The following is a 12,473-nucleotide window of genomic DNA, read 5'->3' as shown; positions in this document are numbered from 1 at the left end:
GAGCGTTATGTCACAAGGAGTTTTTTTGAAGAACTTAATATTTTTAATATTGCTACTGCCTAGTTATGGATTTGCATCAAACTTAGACATAGATATAAACAAAGGATTTTTAGGAGCTAAATGGCTCTCTTCTCAAGAAGAGGTTGAAGCCGTGTTAGGCAAACCGAATGGATATTATCGAATAAATAAGAATAGAACGCTTTTGTTCTACGGAAAATCGGTAAGCTTACTCATTTCAAGAAATAGATTCCGAGAAGTTCATATCGGTGGCGATTTATCAGACGCGTTTTCAGAACTTCCGACAACATTTAACACAAAATATGATGTCAGTAACTTAACTATCAATGGTAAGCCATTTTTCAGGGAGCGATTTGAAAAAGTCGAGGAAGCGCTGAAAATTGAATTGGGAGTTCCATCCTACAGCGTCTCTGCCGGCACGGACGAAGTATTTGTTGATTTGAGCTTTTCTGGCGTAGGCGGTTATGGTTCAGAAAACGAGTTTGTTCTAAGGAAAATAAGCTTTGCCTACCAATTGTGACATAACTAAACGCTTAAGTCGCAGTCCGCTAGGGCGGCCTGCTGGGAAGCTAACACGCAGGACGGCTTCGCCATTATGCCCCACATGTCTGCGCCCCTTATTGAAAAGTTATGTGTTTCGAGATATCTATGAACTCTGAGAAATTTGTGTCTTTATTAAAGTCTGAATTAGACAACTCATTTGAGCTTTATGCTAATAAGGAATCTTATATTGGCAGTAAACTTGACTCATTAGATCTCTCTACTGAGAACAAAGACGAAGTGTTAGCACTCGTCAAAGATGCTGTAACAGAAAACTTATATGTTTTGCTCAGTGCACTTGAGGGGAGTAGTTCTCTTGCAGGTAATCAGCAAATCTATACTGTTTCAGACGAAAATAATTCTATTATTAGTGGTGAGTTAGATTCAGAGTTCTATATGCAAGTCATTGAAGCTAATATATAAAACATATAACAAGCCAATCAAGCGGGACTAAAAACAGTTTGCTCGGTTTCGCTTCGCTACATATGTTAGCAAACAATTTTTAGCCCCTTATTGGTGCGTTATGACAGAAAGGATTCCGCCAAATGGTTCAAAATTTAGCTTTAATCTTTCTTTTATTCTTTGCCAGTTCTTCACTGGCTTTGGACAGTGAGGATATAAAGCAAGATAAATCTGTTAGTCTCGCAACGATTGCAGACAGCATCGCCATGCAATACCAGCAGATGGGCTGGTTTTCCGGCGCATTACTGATAACTAAAGATAATGAGGTGGAGTTTGTGTCATCTTATGGCTTTCAGAATGTCGAAGAAAAAATAAAGAACAGCATTCAAAGTCGCTTTAATCTTGGCTCCATCATGAAAGACTTTACCAAGGTCTTGATCTTGCAACAGGTTGAGGCTGGTAAATTAAAGTTAAGTGATAAACTAGTTAGCTTCGAGTTGGGGTTCAAACAACCTGATGCTGATAAAATCACGATTGAGCACCTACTAAATCATAGTGCAGGCTTTGCTGATATCTTTGTGGCTGAATATCGTCAGAATCAACTTGCATTTGATACTCTAAACAAGAAAATAAAGATATTGATAAATAACCCCCTTTTATATACACCTGGTACTGATCGAAAATATTCAAATTATGGGTATGTGGTATTAGGAGTGATTCTTGAGAAAGTAACTGGAAAGCCTTTCGAAGAACTACTCAAAAACAATATCTTCAATCGGGTTGAGATGTCTTCAACGACCTTCAGGCCGGTTAATTCTCATGAATATCAGTCAGTCCGATATACATTCCAGTACAATGGCAATTTGAGGAAGGTCGGTATTATTGAACACCCTAGTCCCGATGGCGGCATTGAATCGACTGTTGTGGATGTGCAACGATTTTATCGAGCGTTATTCTATAGCAATAAGTTATTAAAGAACTCAGACGCGATTAATCGCCATTTATTTGCAATGGACGGCTCCCATTGGGGCGCATATGGAGGTGGTCAGGGCGTCAGTGCAGCCGCGGAAGTAGATTTGGACACTAGCTATGAAATAGTTGTTCTGGCAAACACTGATCACTTAGTTGCCGAACGCATTTCTGGTCGAATACACTCTTACATCAAAAATGGTGAGTATCAACCAATTAGACAATTGGAAAAAAACTTTGCCTTTAAGTACTACCAATCAAAAGGAAAACAACAATTCTATAAACACTTCAAACAGGTTTATAACGACAATGGTTACAGTCGATTCATCGGCAGAACAATTAATGAAGTAGGAATGGAACTACTTAATACAAAATCATGGACCGAGGCATTTGATATGTTCGAATATTTAGTTTCATTGTTTCCCAATGCACCGCAGGCCTACGACAGTTTGGCATTCGCCTATTTATCGAAAGGAGATAGCGAGGCTGCGAAAAGTACTTTTAGCAAATCTTTAACTATTGATGGTAGTTTTAAAAGTGATTACGTGAGTGATAATTACGGTCATAACAATACGCTCAAGTAAGGACAGGCTATCGCCAGCCTCTTAGCTTTGCGTTGGTATGACTCCCCTTGTCAATAAAAACCGAGTGTCTCCCTGACATTTTTTCGGTCCATAATTAGCTGCTTTCTTGCTCTAAATAAATGAGCTAACGCACCGGATGAGGTAGTAATGTCGTCGGTTGTCATGCTGGTATTCGTGGATTATTCATCTCTCGATGAACAGCGCCTACCTTACTCACTCCGCCGTGGTCACCTTCTCATCAGTCTATGTTCGTGGATCAATAACCGTTAAGTTATTGCCGTCATAACGCCCTCGTAGGTTGTGCCACATTCCGCGGCCTGATCCGAATGCGTTAGCTCAAACTCGTTTGTCATGCAGGTACTCTGCTCAGTCTTAATTTTGGATTGACCGGCGTAAGCACGACCTCTCTCACAATAGCCCATATGTAGGCTGCCATTTCTCTGGCTATTGCGGTAATAATGAGATTGTAATGTTTACCTTTCTTGCTCATTCGCTGGTAGCGTTTGCACAGGCGAAGCTGTGCTTTCCACGCAATGTCGACGATGTCTTTGGGTAGCCCTTCTTGCCGGATTTGAATATTAGTCGACACATTCGCGGGATATCGATAGCTGTGCGCCCCCTCAATTAACAAGCGCCTAGCTCTGCCGTTACCAGACTTCGTAATAGCGCCCAAATGACGTTTTCCGCCTGAGGAATGCTCGCTTGGTACCAAACCTAAATAAGCCATAAGCTTCCTAGGATGGTCGAAGCGGTGTAAATCACCAAGTTCCGCAACAACCCCAACCGCCACTAGCAGTCTCACACCACGCATGGCTTGGATCGCTTTAACGACAGGATAATACCGCCACTGGTGTACGTGATGTGTCAGTTCGTTATCTAACCTTTCCAATCGTCGTATGCGCTCTTCTATCGTTTGTAAGTACTCTTGCAGCACAATGTGCTGCGCGGGATGAGGTAATATCAACTCAGTCAGCCACCGCAGATGTTTCTTCGACCAATTAGCAGTGCCCTCATATCGAATATTATTTCTCAGTAGCAGCGCTTTGAGTTGGTATTTGGCTTCTTTTAGATCCTTCATGGCAAGCTCGCGAGCGCGGGATAAATCTCTTACTGCCTCATCTTCTGGCTCAGGCACATAAATAGGCGTGAGATCTTCCGACTTTAGCAGCTCACCAGCTTCAATGCATCGCGCCTATCGGTCTTGATATGTTCACCAGGCTTTTTCGGAATAAGGGAGGGCGCAACGACGTAGCAACAATGTCCTAAACTTGCGATAAGTCGATAAATCCAATATCCACATGGCCCTGCTTCATACACCACGTGAATCGTTGCCCCGGGGTATTTCGATTCAAACTGACGAATGAGCTTTTTGACGCTGACTTTTGAAGAAGAAATTCGGCCATAGTGCACCGCACTTGCTCCACGCTGCTCTTCACAATAGGCAACCTCGTGAAACTCTTTATGCGTATCCAATCCGATAAAAATCATGCTATGTTTGTTCATGCTAGCCTCCAAATTGATTTAGTATTGAACAAACTAATTATGGCTTTGGCTGAAAAGTTAACCCACGAAAATGCGGAGGCTAACATTTCACAGGGAGTCATTGTGTCTATGTAGCCAAGGATAGTTCGGTGTTTGTATGACCTACGAAGAATTTTATTACAGTATTGATTGCAACTTTCCTTATCATGATGAAAATGAGTGGAAACGAATTATTCAACAATCTATCGAGATTGGTGATGACGCGCCCTTTCTGGTATTGCACGAAATATGTCGCGTGCCAGCTTCAGAAAAGATTGAAGAATCTAAGCATTTAGAAATGTACAACTATTGGAAAGAGTCATTTTCTAGCCCTGTACAAGAAATCGTTGAACCTGCCTCACTCACATATATTAATAAAGGTGAACTAACAGACAACGAGGCGCTGGAGATTATGGTTAAACTTTCAAAGTTTCCAAACTCGTACAATGCCCTTCAAGTTGTTTTACTTTCGTGTCCCGATGATGAAGAGTTAGTCGACGGAAAGTATGAAGAAATTGTTAGTATGTGGAAGTTGGCTACATAACAAGAAATTAAACAAGGACAAAAAACAGTTGGCTTGTGCTCCTTCGTCGCTAATTTTAACCAAGCATTTTTCGCCTATTAGTAAGGCGTTATAAATAGGACTTACCCAAACTTAGTGGGTAAGACCAATCCCAAGGAAGGTAAGTGAATACTGAAATTAAAATACCTCAATTACCAGAATCAACTAATTCCGCAAATATCATTCGAATTTATGTTAATGAAGGTCAAGAAGTTGAGTACGATCAAGCGTTGTTTGATATCGAAACAGAAAAAGTAGTTCTAGAGGTAGTATCACCATCAGCGGGTGTCGTAGAGGGTTTCAATATATCTCAAGGGGAGCAGATTGTTTCAGAGCAAGTCGCAATGAACTTACGTGTAAAAGCAAATTCTGACACGCCTGCCGAATCAAAGAAAATTGAGTATATTGAAACTATAGTAGAGAAAAAAGTTAAGGAAGATTCAGATAGATTATTACTAGAAGAAACTATAGGTAATTCTTTATTTGATAAAAGAGGCCAAATCTGCGGATTATTTGGATTCGTAATAGGAATAATAATTGGTGTCATTGGCACAGTCGTTGTCCTCGGCTAATTCGGGTTATAACAAAAACATCAACGGAAAACTGCTCGCTGTAAAGCGCTCGTATTTTCTAGTTATATTAAGCGACTAAACAAGACAGGCATAATTGGAAAGGTAAAGCTGCTTTTGCGAGATTTGCTATTTAGATGCAACGCTATCCCAGCAATCGCATTGCACTTTGTCGACCTTCAACCCGTTGCTGATGTTGGTTGTGTGCGTATTGCTCAAGGTGAATCACTTTGCCAGCGGCCTGCTTAAAGCAGGTTTCAAACTGCGTGGTTAAAGTTAGCCATTCAGATTAAAGAAAGTGTACTAAGGGACAGTTTTGGTGGTTTCGAATTATGCCTGTCTGGTTAAGTTTCTTAGTTCTTCGAAAAAGGAGTTTAAAATTTGAAAACCTATTACCTGTTACTTTCAATTTTCTTTTGCTTTACCGCAGATGCCCAAACTCACAAAGTGAACGTTATTGTTCCTCAGTCATACGAAACTGAGACATCAAAAGAATACCCTGTTATTTACTTACTAGACGGCACCTCGAATCAGAATATGCTAAATGGCATGCTTCAAAGACTCCATTTATCAAAGGGGTCTTATGAGCATATTATTGTAAGTATCGATGTAGAGGATCGGCTGGATGATTTCGCACCAACCGTAAACATGGATCCACGAGGCCCTGTTGGAAAAGGAGGTGGCGGGGACCAATTTTTAGATTTCTTAGAAAAAGAGCTTATGCCGCGCATCAACAAAAAATATCGCACAAGTGAATTTAATTCCATCGCTGGCCACTCTGTTGCTGGACTGCTAGTTATCCATAGCTTTCATTCACGCCCAACACTTTTTCAGTCTCATCTAGCCTTCAGTCCTGCTGTCTGGTGGGGAGCAAGAGAGACGGCTAAATCGGCTCAAAATTACGTGCTCTCAAACGGAGGCAGCGAAAATTACCTTTATATGAATATTGGAAGTGAAAACGGTGAAATGAAATCAGTGTATAACTCGTTTGCAGCTACACTATTGAAAAACCGTTCCATCGACTTAAAGTTAAAGCTAAACGAGTTTGACGATGTTTCTCACGATTTCACAATGGTTGCGGGCTTATACAATGCTTTATCAGGGTTATATCAATATCAGCGCGGTAAGGGCATACAACAATGACATTACATTGCTCGCAAGCTCAATGGGACATTCACACGATGGCTCTGTCCCTTCGTTCCAATTTTAGCCTACGTATTGCGACAATTTACCCTAGCGTATTTGCAGTGATGTACGCATAACAAACTGGTTACATAAGGAGTTACGAATGAATTCTAGTCATATCTTTTGGCCTGTATTGGCTCAGGTTTTTCTTACCCTAGTACTTTTTATCATTCTGGGAGCAAGAAAGGCCAAGGTAGTGAAAGCTGGCAAGGTTAATCGTCAGCAAGCGGCGTTAGATAATCGGGTATGGCCTGAAGAGGTCGTCAAGGTTTCCAACAACATTGCCAACCAATTTGAAGTCCCGATCCTTTTCTACGTTTTATGCGTTGTTCTCTACAGTATAAATGCCGCCGGTATTGTGGCCGTCGTTCTGGCTTATATGTTTGTTGTGAGTCGATACGCGCATGCCTGGGTCCACGTGGGGTCCAACTATGTGCCAATGCGGTTGCGGCTCTTCATGGTTGGTTGCGTGGTGTTACTTGCCATGCTTGGAGTTGCAGTTTGGAAATTGGCTGCATGACCGGTGTCTGCATAACAAAGCAATCAAATTTGTTTCGGCCTTCGGCGGGCGATTCCCCCGAATTAGTTGTTTCAAAATTCTTGAAACTGTAGAGTTTGTTTGGGGTAATGCAAGTTAAGAGTCTTTATCAACATTATGCGAAATTTATCTAAAATAAATTAATTAACAACACTCGTGTTGGGTTGTTGTCGTTTCCCACTCTAATGGTGAGTAGTGTAATAAAATTAAGGAAAATGATTGAAAAAATTAATTTACGGAATACTGCTGCTTATACTGGGAAGCCACAGTAATAGCTGGGCTATATCGAAGCTACCGACATTACAAGAATTGACGATTGATAGTAGTGTACTTGGTGAAAAGCGTGATTTAGTGGTTTACCTGCCGGCGGGGTATAAATTTAGTCAAAATCATTACCCCGTATTATACCTGACCGATGGTGACATTCAGGGATCACATACTGTTGGCACAATAGACTATCTAGCAAAGTTTGAGCAGATACCGCAAATGATTGTAGTGGGTATTGTAAACCCAGCTAAAACACGTATTAGAGATCTGACGATAACACCTTCAGATAAGCAAAGTCTTAATCAACTGGAAAACGCAGACAGATTTTTAGACTTTGTAGAGAAAGAAGTCATTCCTTATGTGAAACAGCAGTACCGCATTCTGGACTATCAAATTCTATCTGGAACTTCTCATGGCGGGCAGTTTGCTATCAATGCAATGGTAAAGCGGCCAGACTTATTTAATGGCATTATCGCCATCAGCCCATCTTTATACTGGAATAATCGGCAATTGCTTGGGTTAGCCGAGCAAGCTCTAAAAGACAAAAAGTTACAAGGACGTCTGTATATGTCGATAGCTAACGAAGAGCCAACCATGACAGATCCGTATCAACAGTTTATCGATCTACTTGTTAGTTATCCATCTGAGAAGCTGGTAGCCACATCTCAGACTTTTAGTGATGAAACGCATAATACAACCGCGCTCAAAGGGCAATATGCCGGATTAAAATACTTGTTTTCCGAATGGCCTATTCCAGAGGGTGAGCCTAAAACGTTGGCTGATTTACAGTCAAAATTTGCCAGTCGCTCAACACTTCTCAAAACACACTTAAAAATTCCAGAAGATAAAGTCAATGGTTACGCCCAGTGGTTGCAATACTTGAACCGTCATGATGATGTGTTGGAATTATTGGAGTGGAATCGAAAAAACTATCCTCATTCAGTAGATGCACATTCAGCCTTAATTAAGGCCTATATGGATTTTAAAATGACAGAAGAAGCCGAGTCAGCCCTTAAAAATGCATTGAAGTCAGTTAATGACCTTAGCCCAAAACAAAAATCACAGCTTAAAAGTTTGATTTTATAAGCATTCGTGGTGAGGCTACTCGATAGCACAACCTGACCCATGAATAAATTCTGCTGTGCAAAGCATCAAATGGCAAAATGACAAAATGGAGTGTACTAAATAATAGATATGTTTGATAAAAATCCAATTCACAGAATTGCTAGCGTATTGCCCCCAGCATTGGTGAGTGCGTTTGAAAAGCAAACATTTTATTCTACTGAAGAAGTGAAGCGTATTTTTGATAGTGAGCTCAAGACTAAACACAATGTAGAATATGCTTTTGCCATGTTTTGCTCGCAGGCTGAGTTCGAAAAATTGGGTTTAGCGTCAACTTATAATGATCTGCGCTTAGACGTATCTAAAACGTGTTTTGGAAATTGGCCTCGATTTAATTTCGAATCACTATTAGATTATTCTCGTCGCTCAACCATCGGTGGTGAAAGTGTTGTTATTGGGGGGGAAGGTGGTTGTGGGGATGGCGGCTGCGGCGGAGGTGGCGAATAGTCTTTTTTATGAGCATGGGATAGTATTTGGCATGCGCTTTTAGAAAAACAAGCCAGTGTGATTAATAAGCAGCCGTGTTATTTATTCTGAACATTCGCTCAACGTTACTAACTATTATTTATCTCGTGGTGAGGTGGGGGGAACCTTCTTTCTTCCCAAGGATTCGAAATGAGTATCTTGCTTTTTTTAAGTACGGCTTTAGCTTTAACTTTAAGTCTCGTCAGAGAAATCGCTAAAAGAGGAGAAGATAGCTTAGCTGTCACGGTTTGGAAATTTTTTAGCTATTACACTACGCTCTCAAACGTTCTTGTCTTGTTATGGTCTGGAGTTATTACTTTTTCTTCCTCACAGGCAGTCAGTACCTTCGCGCTTAATGCCAATATCGCCGCTGCCATTACGTTTTACATCTTTACGGTAGGTATCGCTAATTACCTTATCTATGGATGGCTTAAACTGTCATTCTTCGAGCGTATTGCTGATTTGTTTGTTCACGCTATCACGCCGCTTGCTACATTAACGTATTGGTTGTTATTTTCAGAAAAGCAACAACTCGAATACTCATTGGTAGGGTATTGGCTAATCTTTCCGTTAAGCTACGCCCTTTACACCATTCTGCATGGTAAATGGTCAGAATTCTATCCTTATGAATTTACGAACATTAATGAACTTGGAGTCAAAAAAGTTTTTTTTAATGCGTTGGCCTTATCAATTTGCCTGTTAATAGGTGCTACTTTTTTTATATTTATAGGCAAAGTGATTGGTCATTTTTAACGAAAGAGATAATTGACTCGCATTCCGTGCATGGGCTGATATCTAAGGGCTTACTTCATTTCTAAACCTCACTTTCCTGCACTTGATAATGGAAGGTTATGAAACATTATGGAGAGCCTATTTGCCACATGATAAATTACTATAAAGTAAAGAGTATTCAGGCTTATTTACCAAAAAACAAACCTATTTTTGAAGGGGGTTTTGATTCCGTTTGTTCCAATTAAGGCAGTTCATGCAGCTGAAGATTCTATTTAAGTCATCTTGGAAAAATTTACGTAAAGCATATTGATGAAGAAAGCTGCTCATTTTAGTGGAAGTGTTTTCACCAGAATGCTGTCAAAATTTGATGTGTGGCGGCGTAAGTACGCAATGTCTAATAATTTGTGCATGCGGCGAATACATTTACTGGCTCACTCTATGAGTAATCGAGTGCATAGAACACCCATTAGCTATTGCGGTAAATACGATCATCATGGCCACCAAACCCATGATTCACCTCTGGTTACAGTGGACTCGTTACCTTATCGAACACATTTATCGAGCCAACTTTACAAACCTGTTATGTCATCAGTACAGTTTTGTCCCAATTTCTGGATACTTTCGTGACATCTTTCTTTCAGTATTGATAGGGCGTTAACACTCACTCATTCATTACTAAGGAAACATCATGAAGCGATTTAATAAAATTTCTGCAGCGGCATTGCTTGCGTTTGCAAGCCAACAAAGTTTCGCTGCTGATATAACGGTAGAAATTCAGAACTTAACTCACGGGTTGTACTTCACACCTATTGCCGCTGTGGCGCACACCGCTGATGCTAGCTTGTTTGAAGTGGGTGAGGCTGCCAGCACTGAAATTCAAATGATGGCCGAAGGCGGCAGTTTAGACGGTATTGCTACCATTGGCACTGCTATTGGTGCAGACGTTATCGCCAACCCTGCAGGCGGGCTGTTAGCGCCCACCATGTCTACGTCAGCCGACTTAATGACCGCAGACGACAATGTTGTATTGTCGGTTGTAGCGATGATCCTTCCTTCTAACGATGGTTTTATCGGGTTAGATAACTGGGAAATTCCAACAGAAGCTGGCACCTATACGGTTTTCATTAATGCCTATGATGCGGGAACAGAAGCTAACGACGAATTACGTGGTAGCGGCGAACCAGGTATGGCGGGTATGCCAGTACCACCTCCACTAGACCCATTACTTGGTAACGGCGGAACTGGTGTAGCAGGCGCAGATACTAACACTACCGTACATATTCACCGCGGAAACATTGGCGACGACTCGTTAACGGAAGGTGCAAGTGATGTAGACAACGCCGTTCATCGTTGGTTGAACCCAGTAGCTAAAGTAACAGTAACCGTACGATAAGGAGGCTGTTATGCAATATTTAGCCAAACATTATAAAAAAGCATTGGTACTTACGTTACCCTTTTTGCTTGCGGCGTGTGGTGATGACGATACCCGTGAAGTAATTGTAGAAGTAGAAGTGCCAGCTGAAATTCCCGATCCAGTGCCGGTATCGTACGACGTAACTGTAACTAATTTAACCAATGGTCAGCCAGTATCTCCGCCTGCGGTAGTGCTGCATAGCGAAGGTACGTTATGGGAAGTAGGTGCAGTTGCATCAGTGGAACTAGAGCGTATTGCTGAACAAGGTGATTCTGCCGACTTTTTAACATTAGGTGATGCAAGTGCTGGCGGCGTTGGCCCAATTACCCCAGGTGACTCACAAACAATTAGTGTCACCATTAACGATATCACTGACGCTAACCTGACTATTGCTGCCATGCTGGGAAATACCAACGATGCCTTTACCGGTATTAACAGTTGGAGCCTAGCCAACCTTGAAGTAGGTGCTACCTATACTACTGTTAGCCCAGCTTATGATGCAGGTACGGAAGCAAACACTGAAAGTGCAGCAACCGTGCCAGGCCCAGCAGCCAATGGTGAAGGCTTTAGCCCAAGTCGTGACGACACAGGGTTTATCTCAATGCACCCAGGTGTGGTGAGCTCAGATGACGGGCTTTCAACCTCGGCGTTAACGGTTGAACATAAGTTCGATAACCCGGTTATTCGTATACAAATTACGCGAACAGAGTAATGAAAAACAATGCCTCTATCGCTAGAAGAACGGCCAATTCAGCCGCTAATTTAACGGGCAAGTAAATAAAAAGCGTTAATCTTGTGAAAGATTAACGCTTTTCCATCGTTCTATTAGTTTTTGAACTGTGGTTTTCCCAAAAATGACCGACAAAATATTAATTGTTGAAGACGACCAAGATATCGCAAATTTAATGCGGGTTAATCTGTTAGAACTGGGTGTTGAAATAGAACATCAAACTGATGGAAAAGTAGCACTGGAATGCGCGTTGTCTGATGAATTTGCCATTGTAATTTTGGATGTGATGCTACCTAGCATGAGCGGCTTAGATATATGCCGCAAGGTGCGAGATGCCTTGCCTATGCAAAGCATTATTATGCTTACCTCGAAAACCTCTGAAACCGACAGAGTATTAGGGTTAGAGCTTGGCGCCGACGATTACATGACAAAGCCATTTAGCGTAAGAGAACTGCAAGCAAGGGTGCGTTCTCAGCTTCGAAAATATCATGTGGTGCAGCAAACTCAAACTACGCAACAACAAGCAGATACACCGTTAAAATTAGGTCGCCTTGTTATCGACCAGCGAAATCATCAGGTATTTTTATCTGAAGAAGAATTGGTACTAACCGCCACTGAATTTGAATTGCTTCATCACTTAGCCAGTCACCCTGGGCAAGTGTTTAGTCGCAGCCAATTATTAGAATCGGTGTGGGGTTACCATCATAGTGGCTACGAGCATACGGTGAATTCACATATAAACCGGCTGCGTTCGAAGTTAGAAAACGACGCCACCGCGCCCCAAATTGTACAAACCGTATGGGGTGTAGGGTACAAATTTAATCCTCAAGGAGTATAGCCTCGTGAATAACCTCA

Annotated in this window: 13 protein-coding genes and 1 pseudogene; 13 read left to right on the top strand and 1 reads right to left on the bottom strand. The window is 41.5% G+C overall.

The features are described 5' to 3' along the window. Window positions 1-25: 25 nt before the first annotated feature. The 3 genes from FLAVO9R_RS08570 to FLAVO9R_RS08560 all read left to right on the top strand — a co-directional run bounded on the left by FLAVO9R_RS08570 (window position 26) and on the right by FLAVO9R_RS08560 (window position 2,513). Window positions 26-538, top strand: a complete 513-nt coding sequence (locus FLAVO9R_RS08570; RefSeq protein ID WP_218418393.1) for a hypothetical protein — start codon at window positions 26-28, stop codon at window positions 536-538. Between the two features lie 128 nt (window positions 539-666). Further along, the gene (locus tag FLAVO9R_RS08565; protein ID WP_159530480.1) at window positions 667-981 is read left to right on the top strand and encodes a hypothetical protein; all 315 of its coding nucleotides are present in this window, start codon (window positions 667-669) and stop codon (window positions 979-981) included. Window positions 982-1,103: 122 nt separating this feature from the next. Next, window positions 1,104-2,513, top strand: a complete 1,410-nt coding sequence (locus tag FLAVO9R_RS08560) for a serine hydrolase domain-containing protein (RefSeq protein ID WP_159530478.1) — start codon at window positions 1,104-1,106, stop codon at window positions 2,511-2,513. A gap of 349 nt (window positions 2,514-2,862) precedes the next feature. On the opposite strand, the pseudogene FLAVO9R_RS08555 reads toward FLAVO9R_RS08560, so the two are convergent. Next, window positions 2,863-4,016, bottom strand: a pseudogene (locus FLAVO9R_RS08555) (IS110 family transposase). Window positions 4,017-4,152: 136 nt separating this feature from the next. Here FLAVO9R_RS08555 and FLAVO9R_RS08550 point away from each other — a divergent pair. The 10 genes from FLAVO9R_RS08550 to FLAVO9R_RS08505 all read left to right on the top strand — a co-directional run bounded on the left by FLAVO9R_RS08550 (window position 4,153) and on the right by FLAVO9R_RS08505 (window position 12,456). Then, window positions 4,153-4,578: a hypothetical protein gene (locus FLAVO9R_RS08550; RefSeq protein ID WP_159530476.1), complete on the top strand. Its 426-nt coding sequence runs from the start codon at window positions 4,153-4,155 to the stop codon at window positions 4,576-4,578. A 143-nt stretch (window positions 4,579-4,721) separates the two neighbouring features. Further along, window positions 4,722-5,168, top strand: a complete 447-nt coding sequence (locus FLAVO9R_RS08545; protein WP_159530474.1) for a biotin/lipoyl-containing protein — start codon at window positions 4,722-4,724, stop codon at window positions 5,166-5,168. A gap of 378 nt (window positions 5,169-5,546) precedes the next feature. Beyond that, window positions 5,547-6,308 (top strand): alpha/beta hydrolase, encoded by a 762-nt coding sequence (locus FLAVO9R_RS08540; RefSeq protein ID WP_232370612.1) that lies wholly within the window; start codon window positions 5,547-5,549, stop codon window positions 6,306-6,308. A gap of 145 nt (window positions 6,309-6,453) precedes the next feature. Continuing rightward, the gene (locus tag FLAVO9R_RS08535) at window positions 6,454-6,870 is read left to right on the top strand and encodes an MAPEG family protein (RefSeq protein ID WP_159530472.1); all 417 of its coding nucleotides are present in this window, start codon (window positions 6,454-6,456) and stop codon (window positions 6,868-6,870) included. Window positions 6,871-7,107: 237 nt separating this feature from the next. Next, window positions 7,108-8,241, top strand: coding sequence for an alpha/beta hydrolase (locus FLAVO9R_RS08530; RefSeq protein ID WP_159530470.1), 1,134 nt, complete (start codon window positions 7,108-7,110; stop codon window positions 8,239-8,241). Window positions 8,242-8,349: 108 nt separating this feature from the next. Then, on the top strand, window positions 8,350-8,724 hold the full coding sequence (locus tag FLAVO9R_RS08525) for a DUF6559 family protein (protein ID WP_159530468.1): 375 nt from the start codon (window positions 8,350-8,352) through the stop codon (window positions 8,722-8,724). Between the two features lie 168 nt (window positions 8,725-8,892). Continuing rightward, entirely contained in the window at window positions 8,893-9,495 is a 603-nt protein-coding gene (locus FLAVO9R_RS08520) for a Pr6Pr family membrane protein (RefSeq protein WP_159530466.1), read from the top strand. Window positions 9,496-10,162: 667 nt separating this feature from the next. Beyond that, window positions 10,163-10,867, top strand: a complete 705-nt coding sequence (locus FLAVO9R_RS08515) for a spondin domain-containing protein (protein ID WP_159530464.1) — start codon at window positions 10,163-10,165, stop codon at window positions 10,865-10,867. Between the two features lie 10 nt (window positions 10,868-10,877). Further along, window positions 10,878-11,600: a spondin domain-containing protein gene (locus tag FLAVO9R_RS08510; RefSeq protein WP_159530462.1), complete on the top strand. Its 723-nt coding sequence runs from the start codon at window positions 10,878-10,880 to the stop codon at window positions 11,598-11,600. Between the two features lie 142 nt (window positions 11,601-11,742). Next, window positions 11,743-12,456: a response regulator transcription factor gene (locus tag FLAVO9R_RS08505; protein WP_159530460.1), complete on the top strand. Its 714-nt coding sequence runs from the start codon at window positions 11,743-11,745 to the stop codon at window positions 12,454-12,456. Window positions 12,457-12,473: the final 17 nt, after the last annotated feature.

Origin of the sequence: Alteromonas sp. 38, from assembly GCF_902506055.1 — a bacterium.
GTDB classification, from domain to species: Bacteria; Pseudomonadota; Gammaproteobacteria; order Enterobacterales; family Alteromonadaceae; genus Alteromonas; species Alteromonas lipotrueae.
The sequence above is the reverse complement of the archived record's forward strand: the minus strand, read 5'-3'. Positions and strand labels throughout refer to the sequence as shown.